The sequence below is a fragment of the Leadbettera azotonutricia ZAS-9 genome (genome assembly GCF_000214355.1).
GTDB classification, from domain to species: domain Bacteria; phylum Spirochaetota; class Spirochaetia; order Treponematales; family Breznakiellaceae; genus Leadbettera; species Leadbettera azotonutricia.
This window is the reverse complement of sequence record NC_015577.1, coordinates 2,143,462-2,167,133: the sequence shown is the minus strand read 5'-3', so window position 1 is coordinate 2,167,133 and position 23,672 is coordinate 2,143,462. Positions and strand designations below refer to the sequence as shown.

Sequence of the window (23,672 nt, the reverse complement as noted above, 5' to 3'; positions counted from 1 at the left end):
TAAAATTTCCCTTTGAATCAGAACCTGATGGAAGCATATATCACCCCTTGATTCGTAGGGAGGACACATACGCTCCAGGGGCCTGTTGATTCCTATGAATTACTGTAATAATGATAGCAAAATAATAAATAAACAAGACATTTTAGAAAAAAACGCATAAATCTTAATCCTATAAAACCAGGTGAAATAATAATATTGGATTATTTTTGAGTGTTTTGAGGCCGCCTTTTAAAAACACTAATTCATTATGCCATAATGAATTAACGTATTTTTATGAATCATTATGGAGCATGATTGAAACGGCCTCACCCTCTAAAGCTGTCCCCTCTAAAACTTGATTTCTATTCTTAAATTAAGTATCTTATAAAAAGAGAAATTAAATCATAAAAACAGGATGGTTCATCATGGTACGTTACATTGATCATGCAAAAATGGGACGGGGCGTTCACGGCTGGCTGGACAGCCATTTCCATTTTTCTTTTGCTGAATATTATAACCCGGAAAATATTCAATTTGGAATATTACGGGTTATAAATGATGATATGGTGGAATCGCAGATGGGTTTTGATACACACCCCCATGAGAATATGGAAATTATTTCCTATGTTGTTGATGGAGAATTGACCCATGGGGACAGTATGGGAAACAAGCAAACCCTGACCCGGGGACAGGTTCAGTATATGAGCGCTGGAACCGGAGTTCTTCATAGTGAATACAACCTGGGCAAAAAGGGCCTTCGCTTTTTGCAGATATGGATTTTTCCGGACAAAGACGGGTATAAGCCAAATTACGGAGATTACCGGTTTGTTTTTGAGGATAGGCGTGATACCTGGCTGCCTATTGCATCAGGAACTGACAACAAAAAGAGCGAGGCGCCCATTAAGATTCATGCGGATATTAATGCCTATGCGACAATCGTATCAAAAGGAAAGACTCTGGATTTTGAAGTTGCAAAAAACCGGCAAGCGTATCTTGTATTGATAGAGGGCAGCGCCAAGCTTAATGATATTCAATTGTCCATGCGTGATGCGGTTGAAATAACCGAAGAAAATATAACACTTAGTGCGGAAGAAGAGACCCATGCGTTTATTATCGAGATGGCTAAGGTGTAAATGCTCCCGTCCAAGAGGCGAAGGCCTTTAACAGCGGAATATGCGATTGTGGCTATCCTTGCACCATCGCTTGCTTATACGCTGTTCCCGGTCGATCTTTCCTTCGACATATTCAGACTTATCCCAAGTCCAGAAATCTAGGCAAAAATCGGCAAGAAGCGGATTGTCGGGATTGTTTTTGAGTGTTTTGAGGCCGCCCTTTAAAAGCCAAATTTCTCCAATTTTCCTCGCCCCGGTTTTGGTGGAAGGGGGGAGCTGGGACATATCAAGCCCCAAATTTTCAGCCAGGACAGCCGCCGACTTGGGCGTTGAATACCGCTTTTCAGAAGGGAGCCATATACGAACATAGTAGACAAATGAGCGGGGAACGGTTGTAGGACGCTTCCAAAGGGAGAGGGAACTTCGAGCCATGGTAACCCTGCGCCTTGCACAAAATACTACAATTTGTGCAACAATGGATTAACACTAACAAGCTTCGAGTTTTCCTCGCCAGCCCTAATTCCTTATGACATAAGGAATTAGTCATTAAAAAGCCCGGAAAGTCATCTTTCCGGGCCTACCAGACAAAAGCGGGAAACGGGAGTCGGACCAAATTCCCTTCATCTTTGGTAGTGCTAGTTAGTGCCAGATAACGACATAATTCTATATCATATAACAAATTATGTCAATAAGTAATGCAAGATAGTGCCAAAAAATGACAGGTAAGACCTGTATTTTGTACTACAAAAAATACAACACGCTTTCTATATTGGTTCTTAATGTTTCTCTTTTTTCGTAATATCGGGTATTTTTGATGATGGGGACGGTTGCTCCTTGGGAATTCTTTTCTTTATAGGGGTAACCGTATCGTGGCCTATAACGATTTCAAAAATCTGTTCCGGCTTACAATCCAATACCCCACATAGTTTTTCTATAACACGCAGACCAACATAATCATTCCTTGATAATTTTACGATAGTAGGCGGACTGATTTTTGCTCTTTCCATCACTTCCTTCATTTTAAGATTCTTTTCAATCAACAAATGATGAAAAGGTTTATAGCTAATTCCCATAATGTACCGTAATTATCCTTCGCATATTGAATAGTATAAAAATTTTAAGCTTTTGTAAATAAAAATTAAAAAATTGTTGAATTTACTCTTGACAGAAATTAAATAAAAGTATAATAATATTATAGTTATATTTAATTTTATTATACAGGAGTTTTATATGAAATTCAGTTCATCGGTTTTTGAAAAACTTTTGTTCCCCCTCAACAAAAAAGCGTATGGGGAACTGCAAAAAGCGATTGACGGCATCGACCGCAACAACCCCGGCAAACTTAAGGAAATGCTTGAAAACTACCGGAACGCCGCAACCGAAAGCACCCTCAAGGAAGAATGGAGGCCAGGGGCCGCAAGCGAGACCAAGTATCCGACCTTGAATATCACCATCTACTTTGATCCCTCTACAGACCACAAAATCTCGACACTCCATAAGGCCAGGGATTACCGCATCATCGTTGACTATGAGGAAAAAACGCCAGCCTCATATACCGGAAATCATCTTGTCGTGGGTTTCCACCATAAGGGGGTACTTAACTCCTTCATTGTACCTATGGAGTACCTTTTTGGGTTTGGCGAGACGGCGGTGCTGAAACAGGGATCATACCAGCTTTATTCCCATACCCTGCTTCCCGAAGAAAGCCAGTACGAAACAGCATACCCCCTCATGCAAAATCCCCTTCCCGACATTAACCAGAAAGGGCTATACAGGGCACAGAAAGCCCATCAGGAGAAATCCTCTATTTATGTGGGCATAACAAAGCGGACATGGCAGGAACGGTACAAACAGCATTGCTACGCCACCATGAAGGGTTCAAACCTTCTGTTCCATCGGGCATTGAGGGGAGAATTCTTCAAAATCAAAGTGCTGGAACATATTGTGGAAAGGGCAGGGCTTACCGAAACCCAAGCCCTTGACCTTGAAGAAACAGAAGTAGAGAACCGCTCCCTTTCTTCCCTGTACCAGAAAGGCTTGAACATGATCCCCGGCGGCAAAGCAGGATTGCAGTGCATTAGCCATTTTGCCAAGCGGACAGGCTACACCCTTGCCCAAGAGCTTAACGCCGATAACATGGAAGCCGTTTTATTGGAAGTCCAGAAGCATACGCTAGAGCGGAATTTTCATACTTCCGATATGAAGCTGGTCAACGAGAAAATTGCCAAACTATGGGCTGAAAATATGGATTTCAGGGTCAAGGTCATGACCGGACAGCACAATCATTTTTCCTTCCGGCAGATACAGTCGGCCCGAATATGGGACGCTTCCGGCTGGACGCATGGCAAGATACTGGAAAACCTTGTGAAAATGGAAAACCGGAAAATCGGCATGGATCAGCTTGAACGGCTACTTGATGGAAAAACTTACACATCCATACCGGAGGTGTTGATGTAGAACAAGAATATCGGGATTTTTTTATAAACAAAGTCTGTCAGGAATACCTGACAAACGCTTTATAGATTATACCGCCGACATCAAAATCGTCGGTTTGCCTTGCGCCTTTACACCAACAAGAGTAACATCGATATACTCGCCGCCATCAATGGAAGTCTTGACCGACTTGTCGATTTTTTCAACTTTTTCATTGGTAGGGCCATTAATGCCATTATTGCAGGATATAATCAGAACCGCACCCAACAACGCCCAAAAATACTTCATAATTTCCTCCTATAATCCAGTCAACGAATAACTGAAAGAACCGATATAGCCTGTGCCATCGTATATGGTCAATTTTTCATGCCCATAGCCCGAAAAATTCAAGGTATTGAGACCTCTTTCTGCCAATTTGGCATACAGCCCTTGCGCAAAGGCATTAGTGTAATGCCCCACTTGCACGGGACTTTCACCATCCAGAAGTACAAAGCTATCCCAATTAGGCTCAATGTCGCCAAGGTAACGATCAAGCTTCAAAGGAATCTGCAAATAACCTCCGTTCTTCACTACATCGCTATTTATGGCAGTACTAAAGCCTATGCGAATGGTATCATTCCCTACAAAATTGTACGTGCCAAAAGACAAATCCAACGGCTTCAACAATTTCGCCGTCAAATCCACGCTCAAATAATAATCGCTTCCGTACTTGGTAAAATTAATATGAATTCTATTCCCATTATTTGCATCCTTGTTTCCTGACGGATTATAATAATAATTAGGATGAAAGCTACTTTCATTCGTATTCAGCCAAGACCAGCTTACAATCTTGCTCAATCTATCGTACATCTTTTCAAGCGTGAAATAACTGCTGTCGGCACTATCAAGGCTGACATAATTCTCATGCAAAGCGTACAGCGCAAAATCCCCTTCCACTGTGTCATTGAAATTGTACAATTCCCTGAACCCTTTTTCGCCCATATCATTTAAATTCTTTGTCCAGCCCTTGAAGGCCAAGCCCTCAATCACAGGAGGATTCGACAAAGCAGGCAATTTTTGTCCTTTCTCCACAGCCACGGTATATTTCCCATGATCATACCAATTATAAAAATAATTGTTATACACTGCTATCGTAGCCGTACCTTTTTCCACTTCCTTATCATCATCCAAGGGCGTAGAGCAAGAACCGATCAATACCAAAGCTAGCATTACCACTGAAATTACAGAAACACATCTTACCTTTTTCATACCTTTCTCCTCCTATAAAAACAGTCAGCCGGTGAAAAAGCTATTAGCAGGTTTTTATCTTTTTAGACCAACAACGCCAAGGAGATCATGGTCATCAGAACATCTGCTATCATTTTGTCACTCGCTTTTTAGCTAAACCTCAATATGATAAAAATTCCGCTTATAGCAACATAATACATTATTTTAAGCTACTTGTCAATATGACGCGTTGCCTCATAAATAATCTAACCCAAAACAGGGAATGCCTCATAATAAAATTCTAACCCAAATTATGTAGCCTATATCCGGTAACAAGGGTACCGGAGGGCTCAATGGGGTTAACGATGAAAGAGAAACAGGCGCTTGCCAGAGAAATCAGCATGCGGTATCGCAAAGCCGGGAAAAAGGGCAAGACCGCTATCCTGGACGAGTTTGTCCAGAACACAGGGTACAACCGGAAATACGCCCTGCACCTTTTGGCGAATTGGGGGAGAACGGAACTGGTCAGACTGGCCGGAAGGGTTGTTAAGCTCAAGGCCGATGCGTTTAAAAAACGAAAAGCAGGGGGAGGGCGGAAGCCGGTCTACCAGGCGGCAACGATAAAAGCCCTCAAACTGATTTGGGAGTTCTTTGATTACATGTGCGGGAAAAGGCTTTCCCCCTTCCTCCGGGAACAGATGCCTTTCCTCAATCCCTGCAAGGAGTTTGGCATCACCAAGGAGGTAAAGGCGCAGCTGCTTGCCATAAGCCCCGCCACCATCGACCGGAAGCTCAAGCCTGAACGGAAGAAGCTGGAATTAAAAGGACGGAGCGCCACACGGCCCGGCGGCCTCCTCAAGCACCAGATCCCCATCCGTGTCTTTTATGCCTGGGATGAGAGGAAACCGGGCTTTTTTGAGCTGGATACGGTGGTTCATGACGGCGGAAACGCCTCAGGCGAGTTCTGCTGTACCCTCAATGCCACCGATGTCTATTCAGGCTGGGTGGAGCTCCGCGCCCTCCTCAACAAGGCCCATCGCTGGGTTAAAGAGGAGGTGTCTCTCTTCCCCTCCCAGTTTCCCTTCCCCCTTTTGGGCATCGACAGCGATAACGGCGGGGAGTTCATTAATTACCAGCTCAAGGCATGGTGTGACGAACACCGCGTCCAGTTCACCCGCAGCCGTTCCTACCACAAGAACGACAACTGCTTCGTGGAGCAGAAAAACGACATGACCGTCCGCAGGACCGTGGGGTACTATCGCTATGACACCCTCCAGGCCAGAGACGCCCTGGCCGAGGTCTACCGCCATCTCTGTCCCCTGCTCAACTATTTTTACCCTTCAGAAAAAATAATCGCCAAGGAGCGGATAGGGGCCAGGGTCAAGAAGGTGTACGACAAACCCAAGTCGCCCTACAGGCGCCTCTTGGAATCCCCTGACCTTCCTGATACATTCAAGGACGAGCTTCGACGCAGGGCTGCCCGTCTCAATCCGGTCAAACAGAAACGCCTGGTCAACCATGCACTGATGGCTCTCTTCGAGCTTCAGAGCCAGAAGTCCCTTGCTGCTTCGGCTCTTGAAGATGTTTAGCCACGGTTAGATTTTTATTGTGAGGCAGCCGTTCCTTTCGGTTAGATTTTATTTTGAGGCATTACGTATGAATATAAAGCATAATGTGAAAGGTTCTAGGAGTAACTTATAGTGGAAATTACCAAAATACGCAAAACTTTGGCAGCAAATGTTAAAGAAAGGCGAAATATGTTAAAGTTTTCACAAGAAAAATTGGCTGAAAAAGCAGGATTGTCTGTTCAAAGCATAAACGATATTGAAGGATGCCGCAGGTGGGTCAGTGATAAGTCCTTAACGAAATTAGCGTCTGCATTACAGGTGGAGACCTATCAGCTATTAGTTCCATACCAAAAAAGTACTGCAAATCAAGAGCCAGATTCTATGACAGAAGCATTTATGGTTTTAGAGCGGAATATACAGAAAAAAATCAAAGAAGATATTTTCTTGCAGTTTGAAAAATTCTTAAAATCTGGTTATATATAAATTTTTTGGGTAATACCTTCTTCATCTTTTTCAAATAAGCATAAGCGATATTTGCGATTTCTATCATCCTTCCAAAACTTATGATGAAAGCAAATCCTATTGAATCAGACAAATATTATCCGCAAACCTTAAAAGGACAATTTCCCCTCTTGCAAGCCTATACAAACATATAGTATATTTTACCTATGTCGAAAATTCTTGTAGGAACATGTGGCTTCTATTACACAGACTGGCTGGGGGTGGTTTACCCCGAGGGTACGCCGAAAAAAGACTTTCTATCCCTGTATGCAAGGCGTTTTAGGACGGTAGAGCTGGACTATACCTATTATTCCATGCCCAAGGCGGAAAATTTGGCCAAAATGCTGGTTGACGGGGGAGCTAGTCTGACCTTTTCTGTAAAGGCCCACCAGAGCCTGACCCACAAAATCGACCCTGCCAAGTGGGAGCAGGACGCGAAAACCTTCCGGGAAGCCATAGATCCGGTCTTAAGGGCTGGGCGCTTGGAGGCAGTTTTGGTTCAGTTCCCGTATTCGTTCAAATATGAAGAAAAAAACAGGCGGTATCTGGATAGCCTCTTGTCCTTTTTTAGCGGCGTACCTTTGGCAGTGGAATTCAGGAATAATGAATGGTTCAATGACAAGCTGATAGAAGGCATGAAGAAGCGAGGGATTAGCCTTGTGTCCCTTGATATGCCGGAATTGGCTCATTTGCCGCCTTCGATGGATTTAGTAACAGCCCCTGTTTCCTATATCCGGCTCCATGGACGGAACAAGGATGCCTGGTGGGGGTCTGATGAGGTTGCCCGGTATGATTATCTTTACGAGGATCAGGAATTGAGCGAGTGGGTTGACCGGCTAAAGATGGTGGCATTGGAAGCAGATAAAATTCTGGTTTATTTCAATAATCACGCCAAGGGACAGGCGGTTCAAAATGCCCAATCATTGATGAAGATTTTGGAAAAGGCAGGCCTGTATGGGCAACAGGCCTAGAACTATATGCCATCTCAATTGCATCGGGTTTCGCGCTATGGTGGCCTCGGCGAAGGATAAAGCTTTGCTTGGAAGGCCATTTGTCATTTCCGGATCGACATGCGGCAGGGCTTTAGTATTGGATTTATCCCATGAAGCGTTACAGGAAGGGATTACGAGAGGCATGTCTCTTTCCAATGCGGAAAAATGTGTTAAAAATTTATTGGTGTTGCCTCCTGATCCTTCTGCTTATACAGTTATGAATAGGGAACTGGAAAAAATTGCTGCGGTGTATGCCCCTCTTTATGAGAATGACGGACTGGGAAATCTATACCTCGACCTGACAGGAACGGATACGCTTTTTGGGGCTCCGTTTGCTTGCTCTGGGCGTATATTAAAAAAAATACATGAACAGACTGGTATGCGGCCTACAGTTTCGGTGGCAAACAATAAACTGGTTACGAAGATTGCAAGCAGGGTAATCAGGCCGACAGGCCGTATAGAGATACAGAATGGTATGGAAGCGTCCTTTTTAGCACATCAGAGTTTGAAGTTGCTCCCTGGCATGGGGGTTTCGCTTATGCAGACTGCGGCGGTTACAGGGTATCGGGAGATTGGGGAACTGGCGGCGCTCACTGATGGGGAGGCTCTTTCGCTTTTTGGCAAATATGGTCTAAAACTGCGTGATATGGCTTTGGGGATTGATACCAGCCCTGTGGAAAGCGGAGAGCTTGGGGAAAAAAAGATTGAAAGGGTTTTGGAGTTTGCAGAGGATGTAACGGAAGCGGAGATAATAAAGGCCGGGATTGTCCATCTTTCGGAGATTACGGGAATTGAAATGCGTGGTAAGAAATTAGGAACCGCACGTATTCGGTTCAAGGCTACCTACTCTGATGGGGCTTGGGTACAGGATATTGAAAAGGGCGGCTACTGGATCACTGATAAGAATATAGCACAAGCGGCCGAAAAGATATATCGCGCTATTGTGGTAAGGCGTTTAAGAATAAAGTCTATTGGCGTAAGCCTTGAAGATCTGCGGCCTCTTGGGTGGTGCCCGGATCTTTTTGAGGTTGAGCAAGAGGAAAAGCAACGGAAGCTACAGGAAGCAAAAGACAAGATACGGAATAGGTATGGGATTGGTTCTTTGACTACAGGAATGGTAATGGTGGTACAGAAAAAGTACAGTACAATTCCCCTGTTGCCGGGAGCGGTGTATGGTTGAACCTACACTCGAAGAACGCTTAGGGCTGTGTTCAGCATACTCGTTTTTATATGGAATGAGAAGGCCTGTTGAACTTATAGAAAAATGCAAAGCTCTTGGCGTTACGAGTATTGGTATTGCTGACAGGGATAATTTATATGGGCTACCTGATATTTTGGAAAAGGCTAAGGAAGCAGGGATTAGACCAGTTATTGGGGTCTGTCTGACTATAGAAGGTAAAGGGCTGATATATTGTTTTGTTGAGAGCAAACAGGGGTATGCGCGTATTTGTGAACTGTTGACTATTAGGAACAGAGATAAAAAGAGATATGACCCTATTATGCTGTTGTGTGAAAATTCTGCCGGATTGAGGCTAGTTTCGGAAGATGAAGCTTTATTAATTTCGCTGGCTGGGAAGGTTAAATATCTGTATGGGGGGATTACCCCCCAATCCATTAAAGCCGCAGGCCTTAACAAAAGGCTGGGTATTCCTTTGGCATTTTTAGACAATTCGGCTTTTTTGGAAAAAGAGGACTATAATGTTCACAGGGTTTTAAGGGCTATAGATTTGGGAAAGACCGTTGGTACACTCGAAGATACTGATTGTGTTACCAAAGAGGGTTTTGTGCTTTCCAATTCTTCATTGATTGAAAGACGGCTCATGTCATGGCCGGAATCAGCAGAGGGGACAAGAGAGATTGCCCAATCCTGCACTTATAATGAGTTATTTGATGGCTGGGTATTTCCTGGGTATGAAACTGGTGTATCCGCTGGGGAAGAATTATACAATAGAGTGATTGAGGGGGCTGTGGAACGATATGGGGAATTGGGGGATAGTGAATTAGCAAGGATTGATTATGAACTTGATATAATCGAGCGCAAGGGCTTTGCCCCTTATTTTTTAGTGATGGACGATATTGTTAAAATGGCTTCCCGAACCTGTGGCAGGGGATCGGGGGCCGCTTCTATTGTTTCCTATTCGCTTGGGATTACCAATGTTGACCCTATTGCACACCATCTTTATTTTGAGCGGTTTTTGAACCCCGCACGATCTGACCCTCCTGATATTGACGTTGATTTTGCTTGGGACGAACGAGATGAGCTTATTAAGAAAGTTATTGAACGGTTCGGATCAGACCATTGCGCAAGGGTAGCCAATCACAATTTTTTTCGGTCGCGTTCTGCACTGAGGGAAACGGCGAAGGCTTACGGGTTTGGCGATGGGGAAATTTCACGGATAGAAAAGCAGATGTTTCATTTTGGGGATAAGTCAGATATAAATGATCCACTTTGGACAGAGATATTGTCTATTGCGAAAAAAATTGAAGGACTTCCGCATGGACTTAGTATGCACTGTGGAGGGCTGGTGATCACCCCAAACCCTATACATTTCCGAATTCCGATTGAAAATTCTTTGGAAGGTTACCCTTTGCTGTCATGGGAAAAAGAAGGAACAGAGGCGGCCGGGTTTGTAAAGATTGATTTGCTGGGGAATAGAAGTCTGGCGGTAATTAGAGATACGCTTAGAAATCTTGAGGAGCAGGGTATCTGTATTGATCCTCACACTTGGCGGCCTATTCAAGACAAGGCGACGGTGGAAGCTTTGGCTGTAGGAAATAGCATGGGCGTATTTTATATTGAAAGTCCGGCTATGAGATTATTGCAGAAAAAAACAGGAGCTGGTGATTTTGAACACATTGTAATTCATTCCTCGATAATACGACCTGCGGCTAATAAGTTTATAAATGAATACATCAGACGTTTAAAAGGGGGAAAATGGGAGCCGCTCCACCCTCGCTTGGCAAAGATTTTAGATGAAACTTATGGAATACTTTGCTACCAAGAAGATGTAAGCAAGACTGCTGTGGCATTGGCTGGGTTTGATGAGGCGGAGGCTGATAAGCTTCGGAAGGTAATAGCGAAAAAAGCAGGGGCAGTAAAATTAGCTCTTTATGAAAAACAATTTTTTGAAGGGTGCAAAAGGAATGAGGTTAGCGAAGAAGCAACAAAAAAGATTTGGGAAATGATGCTTTCGTTTGATGGGTATAGTTTTTGTAAGCCTCACTCTGCCTCTTATGCTATGGTGTCTTTTCAGTCGGCATATTTACGAGTACATCACCCTGCGGAGTTTATGGCAGGGGTCTTAAGTAATCAGGGTGGTTACTATAAATCCCATGCTTATATTTCCGAGTGCAGAAGAATGGGCTTATTACTTGAAGGCCCTGATATAAACTTGAGCCAATGGCGGTATTATGGACAGGGACGAAGGGTTGTTATAGGTCTTATGGCAGTTAAGGGATTTTCACATAGTGGAGCTGAAACAATAATAAAGGAACGTGAGAGGGGTGGGGATTTTATAAATCTCAATAATTTTCTGCGGCGCGTTAAGTTAGATCGAGATGACATAACAGCTTTATGCCCGGCTGGAGTTTTTGATCGCATAGCCAATGGTTTGCCACGAACAATACAGGCAAGAGAACTTTTAAAGGCTCATACGAGGGCAACCCGGAAGGGACAGGAAGAACTATTCTTAACGGAGATTGTCCCTATTTATAAGGCTGGAAGTACTGCTGTAATGGCCCCTGTAAATAAAAAAACTTTCAACAATGAATTATGGGAAGAATTTAGGTCTTTGGGCTTTTTGAAAAATGTTCATCCTCTTGCCCTCTGGAAAGATAAAGTAATGGCTGCTCGGCGTATAAAAGCGCTTAGGATTGGGGATTTTCTGGGAAAATATATTTGTTTGATTGGCTGGCCTATTACGCAAAAGGAAGTATGGACTAAGGACGGTTTGACAATGAGTTTCCTCACATTTGAGGATGAGACCGCTATGTATGAGACAGTAATTTTTCCCAAGGTGTATGACCTGTATAATCATTTACTTTTTGATCAGCGACCACTTTTAGTTTACGGGAAGGTTGCGGAGGATTGGGGAGCGGTGTCGGTAGAGGTACAGAGGATTGAGATTTTAGAGTGATAAACACTTTACAAGGCCTTTGTGCCATCTCGCTCTTAAATCCGGGTAGTTCCCAAATAAAAAATCATAAAAAGAAAAGAAGATAAAAATAATGGATAACTTTATTCAAGTGCATGCCTATATTAATTATCACTATTTTAGTAATGGTTGACCATGGTCAACCCCTAGTAACTTAGTGTACTTTAATGCCTTTGCCAAGCCAATGGCAATCATCTGTTTTCTTAATCAGGTATTTGCCCCAAGAGGGCAGGGCATAACAAAAGTCCGAAAGGCACTATTTAAGCATTACTATTTTAGTAATGCTTAACCTAGGTTAAGCCCTAGTAACTTAGTGTACTTTAACGCTCAATGAGCCAATGGCGATCATCTGTTTTCTTGATCAGGTATTTGCCCCACGGGGCAGGGTATAGCAAAAGTCTGATAAGCATTATTTAATTATTACTATTTTAATAATGGTTAACCGTGGTTAACTCCTAGTAACTTAGTGTACTTTAATGCTCAATGAGCCAATGGCAATCATCTGTTTTCTTGATCAGGTATTTGCCCCACGGGGCAGGGTATAGCAAAAGTCTGATAAGCATTATTTAATTATTACTATTTTAATAATGGTTAACCGTGGTTAACTCCTAGTAACTTAGTGTACTTTAATGCTCAATAAGCCAGCGGCAATCATCTGTTTTCTTAATCAGGTATTTGCCCCAAGGGGCAGGGTATAGCAAAAGTCCGAAAGGCACTATTTAATCATTACTATTTTAGTAATGGTTAAGTATACTTAACCCCTAGTAACTTAGTGTACTTTAACGCTCAATGAGCCAGCACCAATCATCTGTTTTCTTGATCAGGTATTTGCCCCAAGGGGGCAGGGTATAGCAAAAGTCCGAAAGGCACTATTTAATCATTACTATTTTAGTAATGGTTAACCTAGGTTAACCCCTAGTAACTTAGTGTACTTTAATGCTCAATAAGCCAGCGGCAATCATCTGTTTTCTTAATCAGGTATTTGCCCCAAGGGGCAGGGTATAGCAAAAGTCCGAAAGGCACTATTTAATCATTACTATTTTAATAATGGTTAAGTATACTTAACCCCTAGTAACTTAGTGTACTTTAACGCTCAATGAGCCAGCACCAATCATCTGTTTTCTTGATCAGGTATTTGCCCCAAGGGGGCAGGGTATAGCAAAAGTCCGAAAGGCACTATTGAATCATTACTATTTTAGTAATGGTTAACCTAGGTTAACCCCTAGTAACTTAGTGTACTTTAACGCTCAATGAGCCAGCGGTAATCATCTGTTTTCTTGATCAGGTATTGCCCCAAGGGGGCAGGGTATAGCAAAAGTCCGAAAGGCACTATTTAATCATTACTGTTATTAATTTTACGCTTTAATTTTCAATTACACAAAAAATTTTACAAACAAAAAATTAACAGATATACACATATTACTAATAATAGCAAGATAAAGATTGTAAACAATTTGACGCAACTACTTATAATACAACAACTTACATTGTTTACAATTAGAAATTCTGTAAACATTTTTCCTTAAAAAGTTAATGCAATTCTTTATGTTATAAAGAATTGCAAAATGTTTACAAATCGTTGAATCAATTTTTTTCTTTACAATATCTTTTTTTCTTTATATTTTTATGAATCATTATGGCTATATATTTTAAATATAATTTTTTTAAAGAATTCCAAGAAAAAATATTCAGGCCTGATACGCATATAAGCTTACTTACCGAAACCCAAAAAGCCTGAAAGATGAAGTCAACATCAAGATTGCGTCAATCCATCAAAATCATGTTCTCAACATTTAATTTTTGGTAATTGCAGTGGCGGTAATTCAAGAAAGAATACATCAAGTACTTATGACAGCGTTGATTATAGAAGGCAATGTGTTATTATATCCCGACATAGGTATACTAAAGAACTCAAAATTAAACACCTTGTATATATTCAAAAGAAGGAAAAGAAATAACTATAGTGTACCATTGCAGATTGTGTTGTCCTGCCCACGTTGAACTTGCCGAAAAGAAGCTAAGCATATAAGGTAGTAACAACAAGCCCGAGGAGAGGAATATGGGCAGAAGAAAGCGGTACAGTCCTGAGCAGAAGGTGAACATCCTGCGGGAGGTTCTGGAAGAGGGCAAGACGATGAGCGAGGCGGCGGCCAAGTACGAGATCCACCCGAGCATGATCCTGGCCTGGAGGAAACAGCTCTTCGAGGGGGCGCTCAATCTCTTTGAGATCAAGCGCACAGACATAACCGAGAAGGCGCAGGGGAAGAAGTCCAAGGCGTTGGAAGCCAAGATAGCGGAGAAGGACAACGTCATAGCGGAGCTGGCCCAGGAAGTCCTGGAGCTAAAAAAAAAGAGAGTTGGCCAGAGTTAGGGACAAGCAAGATGAGCCTCGAGAAACGGCAGTTGATAGAGCGGGAGGTGCGGCGCCTTTGCCTAAAGACCGGCATAGCCATGCTGACCCTGGCAGGCTTCGCCGGGGTGCCGGAACGCACCTGGAGGGAATGGCAGGCACGGCGCAACCAGGAGACGAGGCATAACGGGCATATACCCCGGGAGCATTGGCTGACCCCTGCCGAAACAGAGGCCATCGTTGCGTACTGCCAGAGCCGGATGAAGCTTGGATACCGGGTGTTGTGCTGGCAGATGGTAGACGAGGATGTGGCGGCGGCATCCCCCTCCAGCGTCTACAACGTGCTGAAACGCAGCGGCTTGACGAAGAAGTGGGCAGAACTGGCCGAGGAGAAGAAAAAAGGGTTTGACCAGCCTCAAGGGGTACACGAACATTGGCATATTGATTTTTCATACATCAGGATTGACGGGGCCTTTTATTATTTCATCAGCGTTCTTGACGGATACAGCCGGATGATCCTGGGCTGGGACTTATGCCGGAACATGGACGGGCTTAATGCGGAGATTCTCATCTCCCGGACGCATGAAAGACACCCGGAGGCCAGGCCGCGCATTATCAGCGACAACGGCGGCCAGTTTGTTTCGAAAGACTTTCGTGATTTGATAATGCTTCTTGAGCTGGAACAAACATTTACCGCCCCGGCGCATCCGCAGAGCAACGGCAAACTCGAACGCTTCCACCGGACATTCAAAACCGAGCATGTGAGGCAGGCTGCTTATTTCGGCTATGAAGATGCCAAAGCCAGGATGGGCCGCTGGATAAAATATTACAACGAAAAGCGGCTCCACGGCTCGATTTATTATTTAAGTCCCCTTGATGTTTTTGAGGGGAGGACTTATATTCGTCTTGCAGAGCGCAGACAAAAACTGCATTCTGCATATATTCAAAGACAGAGCTACTGGCAAAATCAAAATGCCGGACTCTGAACTAGCTTATATGCTCCTTCAAAAAACGGCAAGTTCGGCTTGGGCAATACAGTGTTTGATACTAAATATTTTTTATATTACTATTTTAATAATGGTTAACCTTGGTTAACCCCTAGTAACTTAGTGTACTTTATCCTTCTGAAATTAATTTATTTTTCATGGGTATACATTTGACTAAGGTAAAAAGATATTGCACACATATGGTATTAACAATAGATAAAGTGGCTTAACCGAGGACTGTCCGTCAGACCTGGGGAATACCGAATATTAGAGCAATAAAAATATCAAAAAATATTTTATTTTTTTACCTATAATCAATAATTACTTGACAATCATAACACAATATATTATTATACAAAATGTGAAAAAATATTAATTTTATTTTGGTGATGTGAAATGAATTTTATATAAATTTTTTATAATTTACTATAATTGAGATATTATTTCATTTAAAAAATTTATGCATTTTCATATTTAAATTATACTTCTTTTTGATCATTTATAAACTTGACATCAATTTTACAGTATATCATGATAATTCTAACAAGGGGTGTTTAATAGTGTTAGAAATTAAGAAATATCTTTTCTCTTATAATGAAGCAGCAGAAATATTATCAATATCAAAACGGACTGTTCAAAGACTTTGTTCGGATGGAAAATTATCGAGGATATATCTTTCTAAAAGGAATGTTAAAATATCTATAGATAATATCATTCAATTTCTTGAAAATAATGAAGTTACTTTCAAAAATGAAATGTATTGCCCAAGCCGAACTTGCCGTTTTTTGAAGGAGCATATAAGCTAGTTCAGAGTCCGGCATTTTGATTTTGCCAGTAGCTCTGTCTTTGAATATATGCAGAATGCAGTTTTTGTCTGCGCTCTGCAAGACGAATATAAGTCCTCCCCTCAAAAACATCAAGGGGACTTAAATAATAAATCGAGCCGTGGAGCCGCTTTTCGTTGTAATATTTTATCCAGCGGCCCATCCTGGCTTTGGCATCTTCATAGCCGAAATAAGCAGCCTGCCTCACATGCTCGGTTTTGAATGTCCGGTGGAAGCGTTCGAGTTTGCCGTTGCTCTGCGGATGCGCCGGGGCGGTAAATGTTTGTTCCAGCTCAAGAAGCATTATCAAATCACGAAAGTCTTTCGAAACAAACTGGCCGCCGTTGTCGCTGATAATGCGCGGCCTGGCCTCCGGGTGTCTTTCATGCGTCCGGGAGATGAGAATCTCCGCATTAAGCCCGTCCATGTTCCGGCATAAGTCCCAGCCCAGGATCATCCGGCTGTATCCGTCAAGAACGCTGATGAAATAATAAAAGGCCCCGTCAATCCTGATGTATGAAAAATCAATATGCCAATGTTCGTGTACCCCTTGAGGCTGGTCAAACCCTTTTTTCTTCTCCTCGGCCAGTTCTGCCCACTTCTTCGTCAAGCCGCTGCGTTTCAGCACGTTGTAGACGCTGGAGGGGGATGCCGCCGCCACATCCTCGTCTACCATCTGCCAGCACAACACCCGGTATCCAAGCTTCATCCGGCTCTGGCAGTACGCAACGATGGCCTCTGTTTCGGCAGGGGTCAGCCAATGCTCCCGGGGTATATGCCCGTTATGCCTCGTCTCCTGGTTGCGCCGTGCCTGCCATTCCCTCCAGGTGCGTTCCGGCACCCCGGCGAAGCCTGCCAGGGTCAGCATGGCTATGCCGGTCTTTAGGCAAAGGCGCCGCACCTCCCGCTCTATCAACTGCCGTTTCTCGAGGCTCATCTTGCTTGTCCCTAACTCTGGCCAACTCTCTTTTTTTTTAGCTCCAGGACTTCCTGGGCCAGCTCCGCTATGACGTTGTCCTTCTCCGCTATCTTGGCTTCCAACGCCTTGGACTTCTTCCCCTGCGCCTTCTCGGTTATGTCTGTGCGCTTGATCTCAAAGAGATTGAGCGCCCCCTCGAAGAGCTGTTTCCTCCAGGCCAGGATCATGCTCGGGTGGATCTCGTACTTGGCCGCCGCCTCGCTCATCGTCTTGCCCTCTTCCAGAACCTCCCGCAGGATGTTCACCTTCTGCTCAGGACTGTACCGCTTTCTTCTGCCCATATTCCTCTCCTCGGGCTTGTTGTTACTACCTTATATGCTTAGCTTCTTTTCGGCAAGTTCAACGTGGGCAGGACACTTTCAAAAATGAAAAATAATATTTTTAGTTTTTATAGTGATTTATTAGCTTATTTAAATTTAGAACTCGCTAATGGAATTCCTAAATTTGGAGATATTGATATTTCAATAAAAATTTGTAATTCTAAAATTTCTTTAATAAGGTTTTCAAAATCTGATACTATTAAGCCGGACGAAATTATTCATGATTCAATAGTCATTGATCATGTTGCAGAAATTCTTGAAAAAATCATAGAAACTGATTTTACATAGAAAAATGTATCAAAAGCTTAGAATGTTATGAAAATATTAAAATTATGGTCCCTGCACTTGACTAAGATGCTATATTTTTATTTTTCTCTCCTATTTCCTGAAACACTATTTGAGGTTTGAAAGGTTCCCTTCATCCGCCTTTTTATTTAAATAATTACCAAATAGACATGAAGCAACATAATATCCTTTTTTCCTTTCTTTTCCACAATGATTTTATGCTTATATCCAATATTATCAAGAGACTGATTCTTTTTCCAACCATCTGTATAAATTTCTGCCTTATCATGCATTGTTACTAAGATAAAGTCATGTAGACTTTCCCTATTACTAATTATATGAGCATTTAAATTTAAATTTTTTATTCCACCTTTTTTATAGAAATATATTTTTCTTGCGCGTTTCTAATGTCCGAAAGTCTTTCGTCAGTAAGATGATCATAATGATCCGACATATCCGGATCATCATGCCCTGTTGCGAGCCTTAAAGTTGGATCGGGTATCTTACCGCGGAGGGTAGAATTAAACATATGCCGAAGTGAATGAAATGATATATTTCGGGCTTTCCGTGTTGCTTCATCAATACCAATCTTTTCAAGTTGATGGCAAAAGCCGCTTCCCAGCATTCTATGGGTAAAGGGAGTATTTTCATTAGCACCCCAAAAAATGAAGCTGCCATCATGAGGATTTTTTTGATGTAGTTTCAATAAATCATTTTTGAGTTCATCGCTTATTGGGACTACGCGGGTATTTCCGGTTTTTGTGCTTTTTATCCCTTCTGTAATTGACCAGCTTTTCCGAACCCATATAACAGGTTTCCCTTCATAATCAATATCAAAATCATTGGGAGCCAAGGCAAGAACCTCCCCCATCCGTAATCCAGTATAACGGGCCAAGAGGACAGCAAGGCGAATTTGCTCATTTTGCCATGAACTAGCCAATAAAGCGCAAAATTCTTTGGTCGTCAAAATGCCTTTCTTTTTAGTATTCAAAGGCAAGCTTCGGAAATTTTGGGTTGGATCGGTTTCAATAACCCCAAACCTATGGGCCTCTCTGATAGGGGTCAAGACGGCGTTCATAATGCTATTGATCGTTTTTGTGCTCAATTTTGTAGTTTTTTTCAGTTTCAGCTGAATTCGATCTAAAAATTTTGCAGTCACTTCCTGCAAGCGTATTCCAGTTACTAATGGCTTAATGTGCGTTTCTATGCGATTGTGGCTATCCTTGCACCATCGCTTGCTTATACGCTGTTCCCGGTCGATCTTTCCTTCGACATATTCAGACTTATCCCAAGTCCAGAAATCAAGGCAAAAATCGGCAAGAAGCGGATTGTCGGGATTGTTTTTGAGTGTTTTGAGGCCGCCCTTTAAAAGCCAAATTTCTCCAATTTTCCTCGCTCCGGTTTTGGTGGAAGGGGGGAGCTGGGACATATCAAGCCCCAAATTTTCAGCCAGGACAGCCGCCGACTTGGGCGTTGAATACCGCTTTTCAGAAGGGAGCCATATACGAACATAGTAGACAAATGAGCGGGGAACGGTTGTAGGACGCTTCCAAAGCGAGAGGGAACTTCGAGCCATGGTAACCCTGCGCCTTGCACAAAATACTACAATTTGTGCAACAATGGATTAACACTAACAAGCTTCGAGTTTTCCTCGCCAGCCCTAATTCCTTATGACATAAGGAATTAGTCATTACAAAGCCCGGAAAGTTATCTTTCCGGACCTACCAGATAAAAGCGGGAAACGGGAGTCGGACCCGCGACATCGACCTTGGCAAGGTCGCGCTCTACCACTGAGCTATTCCCGCGATTCTTTCTATGGAGAAAATAGAATATTTTTCTCCTAAGTCTTAAAAACCCTTGAGTTTTTAAGACAAATGAGCCGCCCGAGGATCGAACTCAGGACCCGCAGATTAAGAGTCTGCTGCTCTACCAGCTGAGCTAGCGGCCCGAAGTACTGCGTCCGACACGACTCGAACGTGCTACCTACGGATTCGAAGTCCGTCGCTCTATCCAGATGAGCTACGAACGCATTTTCTGGAAGATAGGGTCGAACCCTTCCACCGAGGGTGGATGACCGGGTTCGAACCGGCGACGGCCAGATCCACAATCTGGAACTCTACCGCTGAGCTACATCCACCGTGTAACGAACAAAAATAATATGCCCGAAATGATCAAAATTGTCAAGAGCTTTTTGCGCATCAAACTATAGAAAAATTCACTTCAAATATCCCCTAAATCCCTTTCCCTTAAATTCCGATAAAGAAAGGGGGTATTTGTATGAAAAAGCAATGGGATTATGGACGCTGCGTTTCCGTGCTGGGCCAGGAAATTGCCCTTTTTAAAAAGATATCCGCTGTCCAGGACTCGGTGAGGCAGGCGGTTTTAGCCCGGGAATGGGCCGACTTTGACTGGAAAATGGCCGAGATCAACCAGCTGGGCATGGAATTCAGCAGCCTTGAGCAGGAAAGAGCCGGGCTTTTTGCCTGCTTAATCGGCGAAAAGGCCCAAAATCAGGAAGAAACGGCTTTTTATGCCCTTGTTGCCCGGCTTCCCGAGGATGAAAGGCGGGAACTTTCGGGGCTTTACCGGACCCTCAAGATGGAAGCCATCAAAACCAGGGCCATGAACGAGGCCTTTTTGAACTACCTTGGCGAGGCAAAGACCATGGCTGCCGCCTATCTCGAGGCGGTTTATCCTGCCCGGGGCGGCAAGCTCTACACCAGCAAGGGTGCGGAAGCATCCAAAGACCTCAAGAGCATGGTTTTCAACCGTCATATTTAACCGCCACATATAGGAGACATCATGACATCTACCTTCATGCCAATAGAAATCGGGAAACGGGCGGTCGACGCCCACCAGCAGGCTCTGAATGTAACAGGCCACAACCTTTCCAATGCCTCCACCGAAGGCTACTCCCGGCAGAGGGTGGAATTTACGCCCTTTGAACCCATCTACCTTCCGGGCCTCAACAGGGAAGAAACCCCCGGTCAGATAGGCCAGGGCACGGTGGTCGAGCGCATCGAGCGGCTCCGGGATCAGCTCCTGGACCGCCGCATCGTGGCCCAGGCGGGCGGGGAAGGGTACTGGAAGACCCGTGACCCCTATATCAGGGAGCTTGAAAATATCTACCTTGAGCCGGGGCAGAATTCCATACGCAGCAAGATGGACGAATTCTGGAATTCATGGCAGGAGCTTTCCCTGCACCCTGCGGACAATGCCCCCCGCATGGCGGTCCTCGAACGGGGCAAGACCCTGGTGGACGGCATTCACGAGCGCTACAATGCTCTGAAACGTCTCCAGGATCAGACTGATGAGGATATACGCCTTACCGTGGGCAGGGTCAACGATATTACCAAGCGCATAGCAGCCCTCAATGACGACATACAGAAAGTCAAAGCCCAGGGGGATAATCCCAACGATCTTCTGGATCGCCGGGATCTTCTGGTGGACAAACTTTCTTCACTGATCAACCTCTCTGTGGATACACGGGACCCCGACGAGTTCATGCTCCACACCGGCGGGGTTGTGCTGGTGCAGGGCAGGATAGGCCGGCAGTTTGACATTGCGCGCAATACAGACACCGGCTATTCCGACATTGTCTGGAACGAAACTCGGGAAGACCTTGAATTCCACAATGGGGATCATAACGGGAGCCTTGGCGCTCTTTTGGATCTCAGGGATCATACAATCCAGTCGGAAATTCAGATCCTCGACAATATGACCATGAACTTCGCGGGCCTTGTAAACGAAGTCCATGAAAAAGCCTATGGCGCAAACGGCGTCACCGGCATCGACTTCTTCACCGAGCACTCCTTTGTGCCCAATGTGAACGGCAACTACGACAGGGACGGAGATGGCGAATTCGATTCATCCTACATCTTCCGGGTTTCGGGAACCAATGCCCTTGAACCCAGGGCCCAGGCGGGCCTCGAAGGAACCATCACCCTTTCAGCAGCCGACGGCCAGAGGCAGATAAATTACTATCCCACCGACACCGTGTCGGATATCGTCGCCAGGATCAACAATTCAGGGGCCGAAGTTACCGCACGGATCAACAGGGACGGCTTCCTCACCCTCAAGGGAAATCCTGCAGAAACCGGGGCTTCCCACGCCGCTAACCCCGACTTTGTGATACGCCATATCGAAGATTCAGGCCATTTCCTCACTGGCTATGCGGGGCTTCTCAATGCGCCCGGTGCCGAGGGTTCTTACGATTGGGGAAGGGCTGACGCGGTATCAAGCTTGAGGGGCGGTGCCGAAAGCTGGGAGCTTGCCCCCATTGCCCATCCGTCAGGCTGGGTTGAAGTGAACCCCGCCCTGGTGCGGGACCCCCTTTCAGTGGCGGCAGGGTTCGGCGAAAATGGCAGGACTGCCAATCCCGGAAACGGGGAGGCCGCCATGGCAATCGCGTCCATTAGGAATACCGAAGTCATGGTGGGCCAGTTCCGCAGCTTCGACGATTATTTTGCGGATTCCGTGGGGCGCATTGGCCTTTTGGGCGAGCAGAGCGAGCGTGCCCTGGAAACGCAGAACCTCATCATGAAGCAGCTTGAAGAAATGCGCCAGTCCGTATCGGGCGTGAACATCGACGAAGAACTGGCGAACATGATCAAATACCAGCACGGCTATTCAGCCGCCGCGAGGTTCATCACTACGGTGAATTCCATGCTGGATACCCTCATCAACCGCATGGGCGTTTAAGTAAAGGAGCAATAATAACATGAGACGAGTTGCAACAGACATGCCGAATAACGATATACAGTACAGGCTCCGCAGGCAGGAGGAAGGGCTGGCGAAGGTCAATTCCCAGATTGCGACCCAGAAGCGCATCCTGAACCTGCGGGACGATCCTCTGGCGGCCTCCCACGCGGTGCGCTACGAGTCCTACCTTGCGCGGCTTGAGCGCTTCGAGACAAACACCCTTTACGCGCGGGATCATTACCGCCAGCAGGACATCTACATGCAGCAGGCCACGGATGTGATGCAGAAAATCCGGGAGCTTTCCGTGCAGGGCGCCAACGGCATCTATACCAAGGATGATTTGCGCAATATGGCGGTAGAGGTAAATGAACTCCTCAAAGAACTAGTCTCCGTTTCCAATTCCGTAGGCCCTGACGGCAACCGGATGTTCGCGGGCGACAAGGCTTTTACCGAACCTTTCAGAATCGTGGAAGGCACAGTGCAGGGGGGCGGTGAATCCATGGTGGTCAATGTGGAATACCGGGGCGCAGGCCCTGCCCGCAGCGCCGAGATAACCGACCAGACCTATGCCCAGCTCGACATAGGGGGAGGGGAGGCCTTCTGGGCGGAAAGAATGCAGATCTTCTCCACCACCGACGCCACCGACTGGAGCGCTTCCGCATCAGGGGCTTTCTATGTGGACGGCAGGGAAATTCCTGTAACCGCAGGCGACACCCTTCCTGCCCTGGTCGCCAAGATCAACGAATCGTCCGCACCGGTCAAGGCTTATATTGATATTGATAGCCATGGACTTGCCCTTGAGGGAACCAATCCCCATCTTATAAAGCTTGAAGACAAACAGGGTTCCCGCACCCTTGAGGAACTGGGCATTATCCAGTTTAATAATGATCCGTCGGCACCCAACTGGCATGCCGGGGCAAGGGTCTCGGGGGGTTCAGCCTTTGATATGGTGCTGCGCTTGCGGGATGGCCTTTTCAGGGGGGATCAGGATTTTGTGGGCAGCCAGGGCATAGGCGGCATAGACCTTGCCCTGCAGAACTTTGAAACCCGGCTTTCCGAAATAGGGAGCAGGCAGGAAAGGGCCGATCAGGCTTGGGAAAGGCTCAACCAGGAGATCCCCAATACTGCCTCTTATCTGGCAAGGGAATCGGCTATAAACATGGCCGACGCTGCCACGGACCTGGCGATGATGGATTTTGCCCACAAGGCTGCCCTCCAGGCGGCGGCTAAAATAGTGCCCCCCACCTTGCTGGATTTTTTACGATAATATTCTGATATTAGG

21 protein-coding genes and 4 tRNA genes are annotated in these 23,672 nt (G+C 45.0%); 14 read left to right on the top strand and 11 right to left on the bottom strand.

Annotated elements, in window-relative coordinates; translation table 11 throughout:
- Positions 1-404 precede the first annotated feature (404 nt).
- Positions 405-1,112 carry a pirin family protein gene (locus TREAZ_RS09535; RefSeq protein ID WP_015711630.1) on the top strand — a complete coding sequence of 236 codons (708 nt, stop codon included), beginning with the start codon at positions 405-407 and terminating at the stop codon, positions 1,110-1,112.
- 27 nt (positions 1,113-1,139) lie between these two features.
- Here the strand turns inward: TREAZ_RS09535 and TREAZ_RS09530 are convergent, their stop codons facing one another.
- Both TREAZ_RS09530 and TREAZ_RS09525 read right to left on the bottom strand, forming a co-directional pair.
- Positions 1,140-1,523 carry a hypothetical protein gene (locus tag TREAZ_RS09530; RefSeq protein ID WP_015711629.1) on the bottom strand — a complete coding sequence of 128 codons (384 nt, stop codon included), beginning with the start codon at positions 1,521-1,523 and terminating at the stop codon, positions 1,140-1,142.
- A 344-nt stretch (positions 1,524-1,867) separates the two neighbouring features.
- A complete protein-coding gene (locus tag TREAZ_RS09525; RefSeq protein WP_015711628.1) occupies positions 1,868-2,164 on the bottom strand; it encodes a helix-turn-helix domain-containing protein in 297 nt (98 codons plus the stop codon).
- Positions 2,165-2,321: 157 nt separating this feature from the next.
- Between TREAZ_RS09525 and TREAZ_RS09520 the strand changes: the two genes are divergently transcribed.
- Positions 2,322-3,548, top strand: coding sequence for a GIY-YIG nuclease family protein (locus TREAZ_RS09520; RefSeq protein WP_015711627.1), 1,227 nt, complete (start codon positions 2,322-2,324; stop codon positions 3,546-3,548).
- A 66-nt stretch (positions 3,549-3,614) separates the two neighbouring features.
- Here the strand turns inward: TREAZ_RS09520 and TREAZ_RS09515 are convergent, their stop codons facing one another.
- Both TREAZ_RS09515 and TREAZ_RS09510 read right to left on the bottom strand, forming a co-directional pair.
- On the bottom strand, positions 3,615-3,812 hold the full coding sequence (locus tag TREAZ_RS09515; RefSeq protein ID WP_015711626.1) for a hypothetical protein: 198 nt from the start codon (positions 3,810-3,812) through the stop codon (positions 3,615-3,617).
- Between the two features lie 9 nt (positions 3,813-3,821).
- Complete coding sequence (locus TREAZ_RS09510; protein ID WP_015711625.1) at positions 3,822-4,772, bottom strand: hypothetical protein; 951 nt, start codon at positions 4,770-4,772, stop codon at positions 3,822-3,824.
- Positions 4,773-5,083: 311 nt separating this feature from the next.
- Here TREAZ_RS09510 and TREAZ_RS09505 point away from each other — a divergent pair, with 311 nt between their 5' ends.
- From TREAZ_RS09505 to TREAZ_RS18755, 8 genes are all read left to right on the top strand, one after another.
- Complete coding sequence (locus TREAZ_RS09505) at positions 5,084-6,319, top strand: integrase catalytic domain-containing protein (protein WP_015711624.1); 1,236 nt, start codon at positions 5,084-5,086, stop codon at positions 6,317-6,319.
- A 111-nt stretch (positions 6,320-6,430) separates the two neighbouring features.
- Positions 6,431-6,781, top strand: coding sequence for a helix-turn-helix domain-containing protein (locus TREAZ_RS17430; RefSeq protein ID WP_052297667.1), 351 nt, complete (start codon positions 6,431-6,433; stop codon positions 6,779-6,781).
- 185 nt (positions 6,782-6,966) lie between these two features.
- Positions 6,967-7,770 carry a DUF72 domain-containing protein gene (locus TREAZ_RS09495; protein WP_015711622.1) on the top strand — a complete coding sequence of 268 codons (804 nt, stop codon included), beginning with the start codon at positions 6,967-6,969 and terminating at the stop codon, positions 7,768-7,770.
- Positions 7,754-8,971 (top strand): DNA polymerase Y family protein, encoded by a 1,218-nt coding sequence (locus tag TREAZ_RS09490; RefSeq protein WP_015711621.1) that lies wholly within the window; start codon positions 7,754-7,756, stop codon positions 8,969-8,971. Before TREAZ_RS09495 ends, TREAZ_RS09490 begins: the two co-directional genes overlap by 17 nt.
- Positions 8,964-11,927, top strand: coding sequence for a DNA polymerase III subunit alpha (gene dnaE / locus TREAZ_RS09485; RefSeq protein WP_015711620.1), 2,964 nt, complete (start codon positions 8,964-8,966; stop codon positions 11,925-11,927). The genes TREAZ_RS09490 and dnaE overlap by 8 nt, the downstream gene beginning before the upstream one ends.
- A 2,077-nt stretch (positions 11,928-14,004) precedes the next feature.
- Positions 14,005-14,316: a transposase gene (locus tag TREAZ_RS09480; RefSeq protein ID WP_015711104.1), complete on the top strand. Its 312-nt coding sequence runs from the start codon at positions 14,005-14,007 to the stop codon at positions 14,314-14,316.
- 11 nt (positions 14,317-14,327) lie between these two features.
- Positions 14,328-15,281 carry a DDE-type integrase/transposase/recombinase gene (locus TREAZ_RS09475; RefSeq protein ID WP_015711105.1) on the top strand — a complete coding sequence of 318 codons (954 nt, stop codon included), beginning with the start codon at positions 14,328-14,330 and terminating at the stop codon, positions 15,279-15,281.
- Positions 15,282-15,841: 560 nt separating this feature from the next.
- The gene (locus TREAZ_RS18755) at positions 15,842-16,087 is read left to right on the top strand and encodes a helix-turn-helix domain-containing protein (protein ID WP_015711618.1); all 246 of its coding nucleotides are present in this window, start codon (positions 15,842-15,844) and stop codon (positions 16,085-16,087) included.
- Position 16,088: 1 nt separating this feature from the next.
- On the opposite strand, the gene TREAZ_RS09470 is transcribed toward TREAZ_RS18755, so the two are convergent.
- Together TREAZ_RS09470 and TREAZ_RS09465 are read right to left on the bottom strand one after the other, a co-directional pair.
- Complete coding sequence (locus tag TREAZ_RS09470) at positions 16,089-17,042, bottom strand: DDE-type integrase/transposase/recombinase (RefSeq protein WP_015711105.1); 954 nt, start codon at positions 17,040-17,042, stop codon at positions 16,089-16,091.
- Positions 17,043-17,053: 11 nt separating this feature from the next.
- Complete coding sequence (locus tag TREAZ_RS09465) at positions 17,054-17,365, bottom strand: transposase (protein WP_015711104.1); 312 nt, start codon at positions 17,363-17,365, stop codon at positions 17,054-17,056.
- Between the two features lie 84 nt (positions 17,366-17,449).
- On the opposite strand from TREAZ_RS09465, the gene TREAZ_RS09460 reads away from it, so the two are divergent.
- Positions 17,450-17,692, top strand: a complete 243-nt coding sequence (locus TREAZ_RS09460; protein WP_015711617.1) for a hypothetical protein — start codon at positions 17,450-17,452, stop codon at positions 17,690-17,692.
- A 358-nt stretch (positions 17,693-18,050) separates the two neighbouring features.
- On the opposite strand, the gene TREAZ_RS09455 is transcribed toward TREAZ_RS09460, so the two are convergent.
- The 5 genes from TREAZ_RS09455 to TREAZ_RS09435 all read right to left on the bottom strand — a co-directional run bounded on the left by TREAZ_RS09455 (position 18,051) and on the right by TREAZ_RS09435 (position 19,826).
- Entirely contained in the window at positions 18,051-19,265 is a 1,215-nt protein-coding gene (locus TREAZ_RS09455; RefSeq protein WP_015711615.1) for a tyrosine-type recombinase/integrase, read from the bottom strand.
- Positions 19,266-19,422: 157 nt separating this feature from the next.
- Positions 19,423-19,494, bottom strand: a tRNA-Gly gene (locus tag TREAZ_RS09450).
- Between the two features lie 70 nt (positions 19,495-19,564).
- Positions 19,565-19,637 (bottom strand) — tRNA-Lys (locus tag TREAZ_RS09445).
- Positions 19,638-19,644: 7 nt separating this feature from the next.
- Positions 19,645-19,718 (bottom strand) — tRNA-Arg (locus TREAZ_RS09440).
- Between the two features lie 36 nt (positions 19,719-19,754).
- A tRNA-His gene (locus TREAZ_RS09435) sits at positions 19,755-19,826 on the bottom strand.
- A gap of 140 nt (positions 19,827-19,966) precedes the next feature.
- On the opposite strand from TREAZ_RS09435, the gene TREAZ_RS09430 reads away from it, so the two are divergent.
- The 3 genes from TREAZ_RS09430 to TREAZ_RS09420 are packed head-to-tail and all read left to right on the top strand — an operon-like array spanning position 19,967 to position 23,657.
- Positions 19,967-20,470 (top strand): hypothetical protein, encoded by a 504-nt coding sequence (locus tag TREAZ_RS09430; RefSeq protein WP_015711614.1) that lies wholly within the window; start codon positions 19,967-19,969, stop codon positions 20,468-20,470.
- 21 nt (positions 20,471-20,491) lie between these two features.
- Positions 20,492-22,390 (top strand): flagellar hook-associated protein FlgK, encoded by a 1,899-nt coding sequence (gene flgK / locus TREAZ_RS09425; protein ID WP_015711613.1) that lies wholly within the window; start codon positions 20,492-20,494, stop codon positions 22,388-22,390.
- Between the two features lie 19 nt (positions 22,391-22,409).
- A complete protein-coding gene (locus TREAZ_RS09420; RefSeq protein ID WP_015711612.1) occupies positions 22,410-23,657 on the top strand; it encodes a flagellar hook-associated protein 3 in 1,248 nt (415 codons plus the stop codon).
- Positions 23,658-23,672: the final 15 nt, after the last annotated feature.

What these genes read in the sequence shown, in the direction of transcription:
- TREAZ_RS09505 (WP_015711624.1), top strand. Translation starts at nt 5,084, where the DNA reads ATGGGGTTAACGATGAAAGAGAAACAGGCGCTTGCCAGAGAAATCAGC.
- flgK (WP_015711613.1), top strand. Translation starts at nt 20,492, where the DNA reads ATGACATCTACCTTCATGCCAATAGAAATCGGGAAACGGGCGGTCGAC.
- TREAZ_RS09535 (WP_015711630.1), top strand. Translation starts at nt 405, where the DNA reads ATGGTACGTTACATTGATCATGCAAAAATGGGACGGGGCGTTCACGGC.
- TREAZ_RS09460 (WP_015711617.1), top strand. Translation starts at nt 17,450, where the DNA reads ATGAAAAATAATATTTTTAGTTTTTATAGTGATTTATTAGCTTATTTA.
- TREAZ_RS09525 (WP_015711628.1), bottom strand. Translation starts at nt 2,164, where the DNA reads ATGGGAATTAGCTATAAACCTTTTCATCATTTGTTGATTGAAAAGAAT.
- TREAZ_RS09475 (WP_015711105.1), top strand. Translation starts at nt 14,328, where the DNA reads ATGAGCCTCGAGAAACGGCAGTTGATAGAGCGGGAGGTGCGGCGCCTT.
- TREAZ_RS09470 (WP_015711105.1), bottom strand. Translation starts at nt 17,042, where the DNA reads ATGAGCCTCGAGAAACGGCAGTTGATAGAGCGGGAGGTGCGGCGCCTT.
- TREAZ_RS09515 (WP_015711626.1), bottom strand. Translation starts at nt 3,812, where the DNA reads ATGAAGTATTTTTGGGCGTTGTTGGGTGCGGTTCTGATTATATCCTGC.
- TREAZ_RS09465 (WP_015711104.1), bottom strand. Translation starts at nt 17,365, where the DNA reads ATGGGCAGAAGAAAGCGGTACAGTCCTGAGCAGAAGGTGAACATCCTG.
- TREAZ_RS09455 (WP_015711615.1), bottom strand. Translation starts at nt 19,265, where the DNA reads ATGGCTCGAAGTTCCCTCTCGCTTTGGAAGCGTCCTACAACCGTTCCC.
- TREAZ_RS09520 (WP_015711627.1), top strand. Translation starts at nt 2,322, where the DNA reads ATGAAATTCAGTTCATCGGTTTTTGAAAAACTTTTGTTCCCCCTCAAC.
- TREAZ_RS09495 (WP_015711622.1), top strand. Translation starts at nt 6,967, where the DNA reads ATGTCGAAAATTCTTGTAGGAACATGTGGCTTCTATTACACAGACTGG.
- TREAZ_RS09430 (WP_015711614.1), top strand. Translation starts at nt 19,967, where the DNA reads ATGAAAAAGCAATGGGATTATGGACGCTGCGTTTCCGTGCTGGGCCAG.
- TREAZ_RS09490 (WP_015711621.1), top strand. Translation starts at nt 7,754, where the DNA reads ATGGGCAACAGGCCTAGAACTATATGCCATCTCAATTGCATCGGGTTT.
- TREAZ_RS09420 (WP_015711612.1), top strand. Translation starts at nt 22,410, where the DNA reads ATGAGACGAGTTGCAACAGACATGCCGAATAACGATATACAGTACAGG.
- dnaE (WP_015711620.1), top strand. Translation starts at nt 8,964, where the DNA reads ATGGTTGAACCTACACTCGAAGAACGCTTAGGGCTGTGTTCAGCATAC.
- TREAZ_RS09510 (WP_015711625.1), bottom strand. Translation starts at nt 4,772, where the DNA reads ATGAAAAAGGTAAGATGTGTTTCTGTAATTTCAGTGGTAATGCTAGCT.
- TREAZ_RS09480 (WP_015711104.1), top strand. Translation starts at nt 14,005, where the DNA reads ATGGGCAGAAGAAAGCGGTACAGTCCTGAGCAGAAGGTGAACATCCTG.
- TREAZ_RS09530 (WP_015711629.1), bottom strand. Translation starts at nt 1,523, where the DNA reads ATGGCTCGAAGTTCCCTCTCCCTTTGGAAGCGTCCTACAACCGTTCCC.